15 protein-coding genes are annotated in these 14,412 nt (G+C 53.6%); 6 read left to right on the forward strand and 9 right to left on the reverse strand.

What is annotated here, in order from left to right; translation table 11 throughout:
- Positions 1 to 7: 7 nt before the first annotated feature.
- A complete protein-coding gene (locus tag ACPXSQ_RS03545; RefSeq protein ID WP_013025329.1) occupies positions 8 to 931 on the reverse strand; it encodes a Kdo(2)-lipid IV(A) acyltransferase in 924 nt (307 codons plus the stop codon).
- A 260-nt stretch (positions 932 to 1,191) separates the two neighbouring features.
- Here ACPXSQ_RS03545 and ACPXSQ_RS03550 point away from each other — a divergent pair, with 260 nt between their 5' ends.
- Positions 1,192 to 2,241 carry a rhodanese-related sulfurtransferase gene (locus tag ACPXSQ_RS03550; RefSeq protein ID WP_028715005.1) on the forward strand — a complete coding sequence of 350 codons (1,050 nt, stop codon included), beginning with the start codon at positions 1,192 to 1,194 and terminating at the stop codon, positions 2,239 to 2,241.
- A gap of 38 nt (positions 2,242 to 2,279) precedes the next feature.
- Here the strand turns inward: ACPXSQ_RS03550 and ACPXSQ_RS03555 are convergent, their stop codons facing one another.
- From ACPXSQ_RS03555 to ACPXSQ_RS03590, 8 genes are all read right to left on the reverse strand, one after another.
- Positions 2,280 to 2,855, reverse strand: a complete 576-nt coding sequence (locus ACPXSQ_RS03555; protein ID WP_013025331.1) for a YceI family protein — start codon at positions 2,853 to 2,855, stop codon at positions 2,280 to 2,282.
- Position 2,856: 1 nt separating this feature from the next.
- Positions 2,857 to 3,432, reverse strand: a complete 576-nt coding sequence (locus ACPXSQ_RS03560) for a cytochrome b (protein WP_014593409.1) — start codon at positions 3,430 to 3,432, stop codon at positions 2,857 to 2,859.
- 295 nt (positions 3,433 to 3,727) lie between these two features.
- Positions 3,728 to 4,843, reverse strand: a complete 1,116-nt coding sequence (gene solA, locus ACPXSQ_RS03565) for an N-methyl-L-tryptophan oxidase (protein ID WP_014593410.1) — start codon at positions 4,841 to 4,843, stop codon at positions 3,728 to 3,730.
- 96 nt (positions 4,844 to 4,939) lie between these two features.
- Entirely contained in the window at positions 4,940 to 5,194 is a 255-nt protein-coding gene (gene bssS / locus ACPXSQ_RS03570; RefSeq protein ID WP_013025334.1) for a biofilm formation regulator BssS, read from the reverse strand.
- Positions 5,195 to 5,441: 247 nt separating this feature from the next.
- On the reverse strand, positions 5,442 to 5,714 hold the full coding sequence (locus ACPXSQ_RS03575) for a hypothetical protein (protein ID WP_014606143.1): 273 nt from the start codon (positions 5,712 to 5,714) through the stop codon (positions 5,442 to 5,444).
- Positions 5,715 to 5,859: 145 nt separating this feature from the next.
- Positions 5,860 to 6,105, reverse strand: a complete 246-nt coding sequence (gene dinI / locus ACPXSQ_RS03580) for a DNA damage-inducible protein I (protein ID WP_013025336.1) — start codon at positions 6,103 to 6,105, stop codon at positions 5,860 to 5,862.
- 62 nt (positions 6,106 to 6,167) lie between these two features.
- On the reverse strand, positions 6,168 to 7,211 hold the full coding sequence (pyrC, locus tag ACPXSQ_RS03585) for a dihydroorotase (protein ID WP_013025337.1): 1,044 nt from the start codon (positions 7,209 to 7,211) through the stop codon (positions 6,168 to 6,170).
- A 156-nt stretch (positions 7,212 to 7,367) separates the two neighbouring features.
- On the reverse strand, positions 7,368 to 7,931 hold the full coding sequence (locus ACPXSQ_RS03590; RefSeq protein ID WP_014593411.1) for a lipoprotein: 564 nt from the start codon (positions 7,929 to 7,931) through the stop codon (positions 7,368 to 7,370).
- A gap of 431 nt (positions 7,932 to 8,362) precedes the next feature.
- Between ACPXSQ_RS03590 and rimJ the strand changes: the two genes are divergently transcribed.
- From rimJ to ACPXSQ_RS03615, 5 genes are all read left to right on the forward strand, one after another.
- Positions 8,363 to 8,953 (forward strand): ribosomal protein S5-alanine N-acetyltransferase, encoded by a 591-nt coding sequence (gene rimJ, locus ACPXSQ_RS03595; protein WP_014606141.1) that lies wholly within the window; start codon positions 8,363 to 8,365, stop codon positions 8,951 to 8,953.
- Positions 8,954 to 8,968: 15 nt separating this feature from the next.
- The gene (locus ACPXSQ_RS03600) at positions 8,969 to 9,610 is read left to right on the forward strand and encodes a DUF480 domain-containing protein (RefSeq protein ID WP_014593412.1); all 642 of its coding nucleotides are present in this window, start codon (positions 8,969 to 8,971) and stop codon (positions 9,608 to 9,610) included.
- Entirely contained in the window at positions 9,611 to 10,531 is a 921-nt protein-coding gene (locus ACPXSQ_RS03605; RefSeq protein ID WP_105079226.1) for a Gfo/Idh/MocA family protein, read from the forward strand.
- Between the two features lie 121 nt (positions 10,532 to 10,652).
- A complete protein-coding gene (gene murJ / locus ACPXSQ_RS03610) occupies positions 10,653 to 12,191 on the forward strand; it encodes a murein biosynthesis integral membrane protein MurJ (RefSeq protein ID WP_029568634.1) in 1,539 nt (512 codons plus the stop codon).
- A 356-nt stretch (positions 12,192 to 12,547) separates the two neighbouring features.
- Positions 12,548 to 14,239, forward strand: coding sequence for a methyl-accepting chemotaxis protein (locus tag ACPXSQ_RS03615; RefSeq protein WP_300963919.1), 1,692 nt, complete (start codon positions 12,548 to 12,550; stop codon positions 14,237 to 14,239).
- The last annotated feature ends 173 nt before the right edge of the window (positions 14,240 to 14,412 follow it).

Below are 14,412 nucleotides of genomic sequence, written 5' to 3' on the forward strand. Positions count from 1 at the left end.
AGCGGATCTAATAGCGTGAAGGCTCACCTTCTGGCCGGGTTTTGAAACGGCGGTGCAGCCACATGTACTGTTCAGGGGCGATGAGCACGCCTTCTTCAACCACCTTGTTCATGCGCAGAGCCGTGTCTTCGTCGCTGGTCAGGGGGAAATTCGCGCTGACGTCAGGCAGAATAATCAGTTCGTAGCCGCGTCCTTCGGGCAGGCGACGTGGAACAAAGGGGATGACGGCGGGTTTACCGGTGCGGATCAGCATATGCGTACCCACGGTTGTTGCCGCCTTTTCCACGCCAAAGAAGGGCACAAATACGCTGCTGCGCGGGCCATAATCATGGTCGGGCGCGTACCAGATGATATCGCCGCGCTTTAACGCCCGAATCATGCCTTTGAGATCTTTACGATCTAACATCCCTTTGTTTGAGCGCATACGACCGCGCGTCTGCAGCCAGTCGATTAATTTATTGTCGTTAGGCCGGTAGACGCCAATGCCGGGATTATGGATGCCAAACATGCGAGCACCGATCTCCAGCGTTAAGAAATGCATGCCAATTAACAGCACGCCGCGCTGGCTATCATGGGCCTGCTGAATATGTTCCAGACCAGAAGGTTTGTGCCATTTGTGGATGCGCCAGTCGGGCCAGAACCAGGCCATGCCGGTTTCAATCAGCCCCATCCCTACCGATTCAAAGTTATGCTTAATCATGGCTTCGCGATCGACTTCCGGCATCTCGGGAAAGCTGAGCTCCAGATTACGGCGCGCAATGGCCACGCGTCGCTTCATGAAGCGCATACCAAGGCGACCAATACGGCAACCAAGTGCATAGAGTAGTGGATAGGGCAGCAATACCAGGATATACAACAGAATTATGCCCAGCCAGGTTAACCAATAGCGGGGATGCAAAAGCGCGCGTGAAAATTGGGGCAATTGGGTCATCTTAAATATTATTATCCTGCGTCGTGCACCAGCGGTGCTGTTTTTCGTCAGTTGCGGTTATTGTGCCATTTTTTTCCCACTGCTGAAATGTTACAGCATTTCGCAGGTTGTTGTCGGGAGCAAAAAGAGAAGTATGAATACCCGGACCGGCGAAAATGTACAGGTTAAACTATCAATTTTTCTTATACGCTTCGCATTTTTTTCAATTCAGGTATCATGTGCGCGCTAAATTTCTTCTATTGATAACAGGAACGAACACCATGCCAGTGTTACACAACCTTGTTTCCAATAAAGAGCTGAAGGCGCGCATGCTGGCGGAAACCGAGCCGCGCACCACAGTCTCTTTTTACAAGTATTTCACTATTGCCGATCCAAAAGCGTTTCGCGACGAACTCTATCTCGGGTTAACCGCATTGAAGGTGTTTGGGCGTATTTACGTTGCGCACGAAGGCATCAACGCACAACTGAGCGTGCCCGCCAGCCAGTACGAGGCGATGAAGGCCTATTTGTACGGTTTTGATCCGGCGTTAAATCATCTGCGTATGAATATCGCGCTCGACGACGATGGCAAATCGTTTTGGGTATTGCGTCTGAAAGTACGTGACCGCATTGTCGCGGACGGCATCGACGATGAAACTTTTGATGCCAGCGACGTCGGCAACTATCTGAAAGCGGCGGAAGTGAACGCTATGCTTGACGATCCCGATGCGGTATTCGTGGATATGCGAAATCATTACGAGTATGAAGTCGGGCGCTTTGATAATGCGCTTGAGGTGCCTGCCGATACGTTCCGTGACCAGTTGCCGATGGCGGTGGACATGCTGAAGGATAAGAAGGATAAAAAAATCGTCATGTACTGCACCGGGGGGATTCGCTGTGAAAAAGCCAGCGCCTGGATGCGCCATAACGGGTTCGAAGATGTTTATCACGTCGAAGGCGGCATTATTGAGTATGCACGCCGCGCACGGGAACAAAATCTTCCGGTGCGTTTCAAAGGCAAGAACTTTGTTTTTGATGAACGCATGGGCGAGCGTATTTCGGATGATGTGTTATCCCACTGCCACCAGTGCGGGACGCCGTGTGATACCCACGTAAACTGCGTTAATGACGGCTGTCACCTGCTGTTTATCCAGTGTGAACGTTGTGCCGAAAAGTACGAGCACTGCTGTAGCCCGCTCTGTCAGGAGGAAGCCCGCCTGTCACCCGAAGAGCAACGCGCTCGCCGGGCAGGACGTGAGAATGGCAATAAAATTTTCAACAAGTCGCGTGGCTTGCTGAATATGACCATTCCTGCGCCAACCCGCAAATAGCCGGAGCCGCCTGAAGCCTGGCTTCAGGCGGCTTAAGATTACTGACGTACGCCTTCTACTGAGATGATTAACTCAACGTTCTGAGAGGCTGGCCCAAGATCCTGAGTAATATTAAAGTCTTTCAGCGCAATCTCGCCTTCCGCTTCAAAACCGGCACGATAGCCGCCCCACGGATCCTTACCTTCACCCATCATTTTGGCTTCCAGCGTCACAGGTTTGGTCACGCCATTCAGCGTTAAATCTCCTGTAACGGCCAGTTTATCGCCGTCTTTCTTCACCGAGGTTGATTTAAAGGTCGCAGTGGGATGTTTGGCCACATTCAGGAATTCAGGACCGCGAATATGCTTGTCACGCTCGGCATGGTTGGTGTCCACGCTGTTGGTGTTGATGGTCACATCCACTTTATCGGCTGAAGGATTACTGGCATCGAAGCTGAACGAACCGTCGAAATCTTTAAAGGTGCCGTACAGCCAGCTGTAGCCTAAGTGCTTGATACGAAACTGTACAAAGGCGTGCTGGCCCTCTTTATCAATTTTGTAATCAGCGGCACTGGCGGTCAGGGAACCCAGCAGCAGGCCGGCACCTGTGATGGCCAGAAGCGTTTTTTTGAACATATTATTTTTCCTTTTCAGAGGGTGAACGGATGCCCAGACCCAGCATCCTTTTCAGGGTGATATCGCGATCGATAAAGTGGTGCTTTAGTGCGGCCAGGCCATGTAACACCGACAGGATCACGATGCTCCAGGCCAGCCATAAATGAATATCTCCCGCTAAATCTGCCTGTTCGCCCGCGCCGGTCAGTACAGCAGGCAGAGAGAACCAGCCAAACACCGAAACCGGTTTGCCGTCGGCGGTAGAGATTAAATAGCCACTGAAGAGGATGGCGATCAGCAGGCCATAGAGTAATCCGTGCGCCACGACAGCCGTGATGCGCACAAGAGGGGAATAACTGCTCAGGGGTTTAGGCGGCGGCGAAACCACGCGCCATATCAGGCGAATAATCAGGGCCAGCATCAGAATGACCCCGATGCTCTTATGAATCTCTGGCGCATTGTGATACCAGGTATCGTAATAGCTCAGCCCAACCATCCATAATCCCAGGGCGAACATGGCATAGATAACCAATGCCATTGACCAGTGTAGGAAAATGGAGAGCCATCCATAACGACCGGGTGAATTTCTTAGCAACATTTTTGCAGCGGTATCTTAAGAATATGTAGAAATAAGAATCTACAGAATGAAACACAAAAGCAATAATGCTTACTTTTCTATAAATATCTCCTGTACTAATGAAATCGGCTCGCGTAGCGGTGCGCGTAAGCACAATATTATTGAACAAGGCTTTTTTACGCGGGCGCTGAGACGTGGAAAAGTGGATAAACGGGCCTGTTTGCGTGGATATAACAGCAGGAAGGGCGTCAGATAAAACCGGAGTGTAAATATATGTCAGTGCGGCGCCGCGTAAAACCGGGCCGCCGCACCCTATTTACTGAAAGCGTGACAGCCTGAACGGTGTGAGATCAAAACTGAAAGGCTGATTCTGAGCAAACTGACTGGCAAGCTCGCCTAAAACGCTGGCAAATTTGAAACCGTGTCCGCTTAAGCCCGTTATCACCAGACGGTCAGGATCGCCCGGCACGGTATCGATAATAAAGTCTTCATCGGGGCTGACATCATAACTACAGGCTTCCCCGTGCAAACACACGCCAACGCCGGGTAAAAACTGGCGCAAAAAGCGGAATGTTTCGCTGCCATCGGCGGCCAGGCTACCGAAGGGTTTACGATCTTCGGGTTGGGTCATCAACTGGCCCCCATCATGGCGGCCTAACTTCAGGGCGTTGTTATCGGCAGGGAAACCATAATACTGGCTGCCATCGGCCATTTCGCAGGTGAATCCGGGAAAGGCATTGTTTTCACTGTAACGACCATCAGCCTGATACCAGGCAAAGACCTTACGCGTTGGTGCCACTGGCAAATTCGGCACCAGTTTGCTGACCCATGTCCCGGCGCTCACCAGCATTTTTCGCCCACGGTAAATGCCGTCAATCGTGGTGACCTGCTGTAAATCGCCTTCACGACTGATTTGCGTGACGGGGCAGTTAAACAGCTGCGCGCAGCCCTGTTTTTCCGCCAGCTGAATCCAGCTCCGCACCGCCTGTTCACTTTTTAAAAAACCGGACTGTGGCTCAAATACGCCCAGGTACTCATCGGGGACGTTAAACTGCGGCCAGCGTTTTCTGACCTCCGCGGCCTGTAATATCTCGACGGGAAGCTGCCAGGCTTTTGCGCTGTTGATGACGTTTTGAATAAACACGGAGTGAGCAGGGGCGATATTCAGGACGCCGCACCGGTGCATAATGCGCTCGCCAGCCTGCTGCTCAAGCGCATCCCATAACGTCTGCGCACGCAATACCAGCGGCACATAGCGCTCGCCTTCTCCGTAAGCATGACGAATCAGGCGGCTTTCGCCGTGGTGGGTGCCCTGAGTATGAGGCGGATGGGCGCTGTCAATCATCAGTACGGAGAGGCCGGCCTGCGTGGCGTAATAGCCTGCTGCTGCGCCGACTGAGCCGCTCCCGACCACAATAAGATCGTAAATCATGAAAATGGAACTCCTGAAAGGGTTACATAATCAACAGCATACCAGAAAGCCCAATAAAAAAGGCACCCTGAAGGGTGCCTTGCTGATGCAGCAGTATTAATGCTTCTTTAGTAGTCGTTCTACTTGCTCGGCAGATTCAATCTTGGCGATACCGGCTTCAAGAATGGAGATGAACTGCTTTGCTACATCAGTCGTCAGCCAGTAAGTCGGGCCAACGTCTGCGTCTTCTTCTGTTTGATCTTGCGACGAAAGGGAGTGCAGGCGGATCATCATCGCATCATAGCTGTCAACAGTACTGATATCCCAGCCCACCAGTGGATGGGTCTGAATTACATCTTTGCGACTGTCCATTATAACCTCCTTATTACTCGTTAAACGAAGTGCATGATGAGGTTCAATGCGGCTTTTTTATTTCCACTGCGAAACAATTATAACAGCAATATAGCGATTTACTGATTAAAACGTATCACGGAACGCCTGAAAGCAGAATGTTTGTCTCTAAAACGGTAAAGCTGAGAAGATATAATACCAGAATGACAGGTAGGTAATCGTCCTATTTAAACAGTAAAAGTTGTTCATCACTGGCGTTAACCGCACGTCAGATTAGGGCGGTCTCCGCGCCGGTTGTCCCACTGCGCTTCTGTAACGTTTCGGCCAGGCGCGCAAACTGCTGCTGCAGTTGCTCATCATGGTTTTGATTCTGGGCTTCAAGAGAAAGATTATGCACCAGTAACTGACTTGCCCGGTCATCAAGACAGAAAATCAGGCTGGAGAACGCATTTTCCAGCACCGTTAAACGACGCTGCTGTTCACCAATCAGCGTTAACAACTCGCCAAAGGTCATCGCTTCTTCGGGTTTATCTGTAGTCATGGGATGCAACTCCTTTTATGCATGATCAGCGCCAGCATAGGACATTGATCATTCAGAGTCCAGATGGGGAGAGGGGTTAGGCAGACTTTAAATGAAGATAAAAAAACCGGGTGGCGAAACCCGGCAAAAAACAGCACAGTGGCGGTTAATCGGTAATGAACCAGTCGTCAGCGCTTTCCCACGTTTGTTGCAGGATTTCGCTGATTTGTTCACGCGTCTCTTTATCTCCGCCCATCACGCTTAGCTGGTTAGCCGTGGCGTAACGCACTTTGACGTGATTGGTGAATTGCGGGAATTGTTCATCGATACGGCGCGACAGTTCCTGGCTCAGGGCTTCTATCGCACCAGCGGGTAGAGGTTGGGTCTTGGCAACGGTAATTTCAACACGCATAAAAGCCTCCGTATAAGATACTGTATATAACTACAGTATAAATATGCCGGAGGCAAGTGAAATTATTTTACACGCCAGTTCAGCGTTTCACCGGCCAGGAAAGGCACCAGCTGATGTGAGCCCATTTCAATTGTTTCTGCGACTGTCCAGGGCTCACGCACCAGCGTGATGGTGCCTTCGTTCAGCGGCAGACCATAGAAGCGGGGACCGTTCTCGGAACAGAACGCTTCAAAATGCGCCAGCGCACCGATCTCCTCAAACACCGTGGCATAAGCGGGCAGGGAGGTAGGAGCATTAAATACGCCGGCACAGCCGCAGCTGCTCTCTTTCAGATGGCTCAGGTGAGGGGCGGTGTCGGTACCCAGGAAGAAACGTGGATGACCGCTGGCCACCACCTTGCGCAACGCCTGCTGATGCGTATTGCGCTTCAGAATGGGCAGACAGTAAAGGTGCGGACGAATTCCGCCCACCAGCATATGGTTACGGTTAAACATCAGGTGCTGGGGGGTAAGGGTAGCGGCCAGGTTTTCATTGGCGCTTTCCACATAGTCTGCGGCATCTTTGGTCGTAATATGCTCCATCACGACTTTCAGCGCAGGGAATTGCTTACGCAGCGGTTCCATCACCGTTTCAATAAAGCGGGCTTCACGGTCAAAGATATCAATATGTGAATCAGTCACCTCGCCATGCACTAACAGCGGCATGCCCAGCGTTTGCATCCGCTCCAGCACCGACGCGATTGACGCAATGTTGGTCACGCCGTGGCTGGAGTTGGTTGTCGCATGGGCAGGATAGAGCTTGGCCGCAGTGAACAAGCCGGAGTGGTAACCGCGCGCCAGTTCTTCGGCGTCTAACGAGTCGGTCAGGTAGCAGGTCATCAGCGGGGTAAAGTCATGACCGTCAGGCAACGCGGCCAGAATGCGGTCGCGATAGGCTTCGCCCGCCGCGACGCTGACCACCGGCGGAACCAGGTTGGGCATCACGATAGCCCGACCGTTCACCGCGCTGGTGTAGGGCAGCACCGTTTTAAGCATCTCGTCATCACGAAGATGGATATGCCAGTCATCTGGGCGGCGGATAGTAAGTTGCTGAGGTTGTGCGGTCATTAATACGGCTCCGGCATGAAGGATAAACGAATGGCGTGTTTAGGCCGGGTTATAAGCATAAGGACTCAGGCAACCGTTTGCACCTGTTTTTGCATCTGATAAGCAATCCGCGCCGAAAGGCGCGGATCAGGCAGGCGATAAATTTGTCGGAACGCGCTAATCGGTGAACGGGATCACCAGCTCGCCTGGCTTCACTTCCAACCCTTTAGCAAATTTCTTCGCCAGCGATTCGGCTTTACTGCGATCGGCACTCAGCACATAGGCAGGCTGCTGGTCAAAATAGCTTTTCAGCGATTGATTCAGGTAGGGCGTCAGCGTTTTCATGATGGACGCCATCTTGTCTGGCTGAACCTGTGCATCCACAATTTCCATATCGCGCAGATAAATCGCACCCTGCTGTTTGTCGAACACCGGTTGCGCACGCATCTTCAGCTGCATATCGGCCTGTTGTGGACCAAACAGCGAAGACACGTTGATTTTCGCATTACCTGATAACGTTACTTTACCCGGCTCTTCGCGACCAATCTGACTGGTCAGGTTATTCAGGACAATATGGGCATTCACCAGCCCTGAGACGCCAACGTCTTTTTCGAAATTATTGTGTTTTTGCAGCGCCTGATTGACCTCCTGCTCGCTGATGGTGTACTGGGTTAACTGATTACAGCCGCTCAGCAATACCGCGAAAAACAGGGCAATCAGCCCGTGAAAAGCCTTCTTCATAATTCCCTCGTTTAAATGAAAAAGTAGATCAGGGCATAGCCTGCCCTAATGCGTGCAGTCTGTCATCAGGAATGGGCTGAGTTAGGGTAACCGAACGTGCCTTTCGCTGCAGGCTGGCCGCCCTTCGCCGGCGATCACCGGGTCAGCCAGGCCCCGTCCAGCAGGTCAGACATCGTGATCAGTGACGGCTAACCCGCCCATGCCAGCAAGGGCAATTGTTCACGTGCAGGACAGGGGACGCGACGCATCTTTTGTGTCGCGCAGACTGCAGTGAAACAGTTAAGAGCGGTTTCACTGTCAGCGCACAGGAGCATAAACGGTCAGCCCGTCTGTGATGCGCGCGTAACGTTTTACCGCAGACCTGGCGACGGTTATAGTGAACGTTATCAAAGACTGGCATTTCCTTCCCGCCATGGATTTCAGGAGAGATGATGTTTGGCTATCGTTCTGCCGCGCTGAGGGTGAGACTCACGACCGAGCGGCTGGTGGTAAGACTGGTTCACGAACGCGATGCGTGGCGGTTAGCGGATTACTATGCGGAAAATCGCGATTTTCTCAGGCCGTGGGAACCGGTTCGCGATGACAGCCATTGTTATCCCTCTGGCTGGCAGGCGCGGCTCGGCCTGATTGCGGATATGCATAAACAGGGATCGGCTTTCTACTTTGTGTTGATGGACAGCAACGAAACCGAGGTACGCGGCGTGGCTAACTTCAGCAATGTCCTGCGCGGGGCCTTTCATGCCTGTTACCTTGGGTATTCCCTCGGCGAAAAATGGCAGGGGCAGGGCATGATGTTTGAGGCGCTGCAGTCTGCGATTCGTTATATGCAGCGGCAACAGTATATTCATCGCATCATGGCTAACTATATGCCGCACAACCAGCGTAGTGGCGATCTGCTGGCGCGCCTCGGGTTTGAAAAAGAGGGATATGCTAAAAATTATTTAATGATTAATGGCGAGTGGCAGGATCATGTCCTGACGGCGTTGACCTGCAAAGAATGGACGCCCAACCGTCGTGGATAACCCGAGGAGGGGTAAATGAAGATAGCCTTGTCGGTACAGGCTCTGCGCGTGTTAGGTTGCCTGCTGGAAAAACAGGTGACCACGCCGGAACAGTACCCGCTTTCGTTGAACGCGGTGGTTAACGCCTGCAATCAGAAGTCAAACCGCGAGCCGGTGATGGAACTGAGCGAAAGCGATGTCCAGAATGAGCTCGACCAGCTGGTTAAAAAACACCTGGTGACGGCGAACAGTGGCTTCGGCCAGCGGGTCGTTAAATATGAGCAGCGCTTCTGCAATTCGGCATTTGGACATCTGCAGCTCAGCAGTGCAGAAGTGGCCGTTCTGACGCTTCTGTTCCTGCGCGGCGCGCAGACGCCGGGTGAACTGCGCACGCGAAGCGGACGCCTGCACGAGTTTGCCGACGTGGCTGAAGTCGAACAGACCCTGGAAGGGCTGGCGTCACGCGATGACGGCCCGATGGTTGTACGGCTGGCCCGTGAGCCCGGCAAGCGTGAAAGCCGTTTTATGCACTTGTTGGCCGGCGAGGTAGCGCCCGCACCGACGCAGGTTGACGCAGTCACACATGATGTCGCCCTGCTGGAACGCGTCGTCGCGCTGGAGCAGCAGGTGGCAGACTTACAGGCGCAGCTGGCGCTGCTACAGGAAAGAGAACACTAAATGACGATTCGTATTGGTGTGGTCGGCTTAGGCGGCATCGCGCAAAAGGCCTGGCTGCCCGTATTATCGCAGGCGCGTGCCTGGCAGTTAGTGGGGGCATTTTCGCCGAACCAGGCGAACGCGCAGGTCGTGTGCGAACGTTACCGGATCCCCTGTTTCAGCACGCTGAATGCCCTGGCGGCCGCTTGTGATGCCGTGTTTGTTCATACCAGTACGGCCAGTCATTACGAGGTCGTGCATGCACTGCTGCAGGCGGGAAAAGACGTCTGTGTCGATAAGCCGCTGGCAGAAACCCTGAGTCAGGCCGAGGCGCTTGTTACGCTGGCCGAAAAGAAACAGCGCCGACTGATGGTGGCCTTTAATCGCCGTTTTGCGCCCGCCTATCAGCAGCTCAAGGACGAGATGGCATCGGTTGCTTCGCTGCGTGTTGAGAAACACCGCAGCGACAGCGTGGGTCCACAGGATCTGCGCTTCACGTTACTGGATGATTATCTCCATGTTGTCGACACCGCCTTGTGGCTGGCCGGGGGACGTTCGCTTCCGCGTCAGGGGCACATCTCGACCAATGAGCAGGGACAGATGCTGTATGCGGAGCACCATTTCAATGCCGGACAGTTGCAGGTCACGACCAGCATGCATCGTCGGGCAGGAAGCCAGCGCGAACGCGTCAGCGCCATAGGCGATGGCCAATGCATTGATATTCATGACATGCGCGACGGGCAAGTGGAGCGAGGGGCGGGGGTGGTGATCACGCCTTCTCCCTCCTGGCAGAGCCATCTGGCCCAGCGCGGATTCGTCGGGGCCGCAGAGCATTTTATCCAGTGTGTCGAAAATCAGACAAAGCCGGAGACCAGTGGCGAGCAGGCCCTGCTGGCGCAACGCGTGGTCGAATCAATGTGGCGCGATGCCGAACGGGAATAACGCCTTGTAACACTCAGCACTGGTCATTTCGCGCGATGGCAGTAGACTATCGGCCGAGATGTGACATAACCCGTGCTAAGCCACGCATTTTGCCGATTTTTTTCAGGATGCCCCGTCAATTATGAATTTGTTGAAATCGCTGGCAGCGGTCAGTTCCATGACGCTGTTTTCCCGCGTGCTGGGCTTCGCCCGTGATGCCATTGTGGCGCGCGTATTCGGGGCCGGTATGGCTACCGATGCCTTCTTTGTTGCCTTTAAACTGCCGAATCTGCTGCGACGCATTTTTGCGGAAGGCGCATTCTCGCAGGCTTTTGTGCCTATTTTAGCCGAGTACAAGAGCAAGCAGGGAGAAGAGGCGACGCGGTTGTTTGTTGCCTACGTATCGGGGCTGCTGACGCTGGCATTGGCTGTTGTGACGGTTGCGGGAATGGTTGCCGCGCCCTGGGTCATTCTGGTCACTGCGCCGGGATTCGCGGATACGGCGGATAAATTCGCCCTGACCAGCGCGCTGCTGCGCGTCACCTTTCCCTATATTCTGTTGATCTCCCTTGCCTCCCTGGCCGGAGCAATACTTAACACCTGGAACCGCTTTTCCGTACCGGCTTTTGCGCCCACGCTGCTGAACGTCAGCATGATTGGTTTTGCCCTGTTTGCGGCGCCGCATTTCCATCCGCCAGTGATGGCGCTGGCGTGGGCCGTCGTCGTGGGTGGACTGCTGCAGTTAGGCTATCAGTTACCGCACCTCAAGAAACTCGGCATGCTGGTACTGCCGCGTCTTAACCTGCGTGATGCAGGTGTGTGGCGCGTCATGCGTCAGATGGGGCCCGCCATCCTGGGCGTCTCCGTCAGTCAAATCTCGCTGATTATCAACACCATTTTTGCCTCTTTCCTGGTATCGGGCTCTGTCTCCTGGATGTACTATGCCGATCGTCTGATGGAGTTTCCTTCCGGCGTGTTGGGCGTGGCGCTGGGCACCATCTTGTTACCGTCGCTGGCGAAAAGTTTCTCCAGCGGCAATCACGATGAGTATTCACGCTTAATGGACTGGGGCCTGCGTTTGTGCTTTTTGCTGGCGTTACCCAGCGCGGTAGCCTTGGGAATGTTATCCGGTCCCCTGACTGTCGCGCTGTTCCAGTATGGCAAATTCACCGCGTTCGATGCCGCCATGACCCAGCGCGCGCTTGTTGCCTATTCGGTCGGGCTGATGGGGCTGATTGTCGTGAAAGTCCTGGCACCGGGATTTTATTCGCGCCAGGACATTAAAACCCCGGTCAAAATTGCCATTATCACGCTGATCGTGACTCAGCTCATGAACCTGGCCTTTATCGGCCCCCTTAAGCATGCTGGCCTCGCGCTCTCGATTGGTCTGGGGGCCTGCCTCAATGCTGCACTGCTTTACTGGCAGTTGCGCAAAAAGAAGATCTTCCAGCCGCAGCCGGGCTGGCTGGGTTTTCTGCTGCGCTTACTGGTGGCCGTCGCGATAATGGCAGCCGCGCTGTTTGGCATGCTGTACTGGATGCCCGTCTGGGAACAAGGGAATATGCTCTGGCGCCTGCTGCGACTCGCATTAGTCTGTGCGGTAGGCGGGGGAGCCTACTTCCTGGCTCTGGGGCTGATGGGTTTTCGCCTGCGGGATTACGCACGGCGCACAACCGTCTGAATATAAACCTGCGCTGAACCTCATTCGGCGCGTCACCTGTAAGCAAGGCCGCAACGGCGCACGTTGCGGCCTTTTTGTTGTTTAACCCAAGGCGACAGTGAACGTCATAAGCTGCCGCGTGAATATCGCGCTCAGCCTGATATTCACGTTGAACGTCTTTGTGACAGTAAGATGTTTTTTCCTAAAAAATTGTTAAAAAAACAGGTCTGTTGACGTGATATTTAGCTTTATTAAAAACATCACGTGAGAATGATGACATGTTGTAAGGAATTGATTCTGAGGTCAATTTCATCGTAAAAACTGCCCTTTTCCTGCCGATGACTATAAACAGTTCATCACATAAGGAGAGGACGAAAATGCACATCACAGCCAATGACAACGTCAAGCTGAGTCTCTGGCATAACCTTAAGCTTGTTCCTTTATTCAGCCTGGTATTTGGCTGCATCTTACTGTTATTCGTCTCTGGCATAGGCCTTTCGGCCTGGTTTCTTGCTCAGGGCAAACACTCGCTGGATGATTCGACTGACGAGATTGCGGTTCGCCAGGGGCTGCTCGACAGTTCGACACATATGCGTTCGGCGCGGCTGCAAATTATTCAGGCGGGTGCCGCCGCGCGCATTGCGGACACGGATAACTATAAAGCGCATTTACTTGCAACAGATGTCAGCCTGAAGAAGGCAGAGAAAGGGCTTAACATTTATCTGCATCGCGCCGTCAAATCGCCCGAAGGCGCGGATATTGATACACAGCTTCAGGCACGTTTCAGTGATTATCTTCGTAAAGGTTTGCTGCCGATGATTGACGCGGCGAAACAGGGGAGCTTTGAAGAAATCATCGCCGATGAAACGGAAGCCGACAGACTCGATAAAGCCTATAAAGATGTGTTGATGAAAGCGATTGATATGCGCAATCAGCGGTCGCAGGCGATAAAACAGGATGCGGTGGATCAGGTGAATACGGGCTATATCACGATGCTGGCGGCTTTTGTGGCATCGGTGACGATCGTACTCCTGGCTTTTGTTCTGTTGAGAAAGGTGATTATTACTCCGTTAAGGCAATCCCTCTCGCGTATCGACCTGATTGCACATGGTGACTTGACGCTACCGCCTGACGTTTGTGGCCGAAACGAGCCAGGCCTGCTGCTCTCGCGTCTTCAACTGATGCAGTCCTCGCTGTCGAGTACGGTTGGAACCGTGCGCGATGGTGCCATTGCCATTCTTCAGAGCGCGGGAGAAATTTCTTCCGGAAATACCGATCTCTCGTCAAGAACAGAACAACAGGCGGCGTCACTGGAACAGACAGCGGCAAGCATGGAGCAACTGACCGCAACAGTGAAACAGAACGCTGACAATGCTCACCATGCCTGTCAGCTGGCCTCTGACGCTTCTGACAAAGCCCATACGGGCGGGAACATCGTTAATCGCGTGGTGAAAACCATGGACGATATCTCCGGCAGTTCGAAAAAGATTGCCGAGATCACCAGCGTCATCAACAGCATTGCCTTCCAGACTAACATTCTTGCGCTAAATGCGGCGGTGGAAGCCGCGCGGGCAGGAGAACAGGGCCGCGGGTTCGCCGTGGTTGCCAGCGAAGTGCGCAGTCTGGCGCAGCGAAGCGCGCAGGCGGCCAAAGAGATCGAAGGGCTCATTTCTGCTTCGGTCGGGCTCATCAACGGCGGCACCACGCTTGTCAGCAATGCGGGTAGCACCATGATGGAAACGGTAGAAGCTTTCCGTCGGGTAAATGACATCATTTCGGAGATCGCGGCGGCCTCCGATGAGCAGAGCCGGGGCATTCAGCAGGTCAGCCTGGCCGTTACCGAGATGGATGATGTGACACAGCAGAACGCGTCGTTGGTTGAGCAGGCCTCGGCTGCAGCCGCCTCGCTTGAAGAGCAGGCTGACAAACTGACCCAGGCCGTTTCGGTTTTCAAACTTGAAAGCCCGCCTTTGAAACATGCGAACGCCACTCTCCCTGCGACCCTGAAAGCGGCTGTGGCGCCAATCATTCCGCCTGAACGTGGACATGAAAACTGGGAGGCATTTTAAGCCGGGAAAGGATTAAGGCGCGCGGTTTACCTGTCTGGTGAACGCGCGTCTGTCGGCACTCTGCACAACGTCGTACAGCAATAACTGAGACGTTCAACCCTAGGCCTTTGGGCGAACAGGCTGAATCGCCTGCCTTGCGGAGAATATCGCGGGATGCGCCTGGCGTACCCGTG

Source organism: Pantoea sp. EEL5 (assembly GCF_049892805.1).
Classification (GTDB): Bacteria; Pseudomonadota; Gammaproteobacteria; order Enterobacterales; family Enterobacteriaceae; genus Pantoea; species Pantoea ananatis.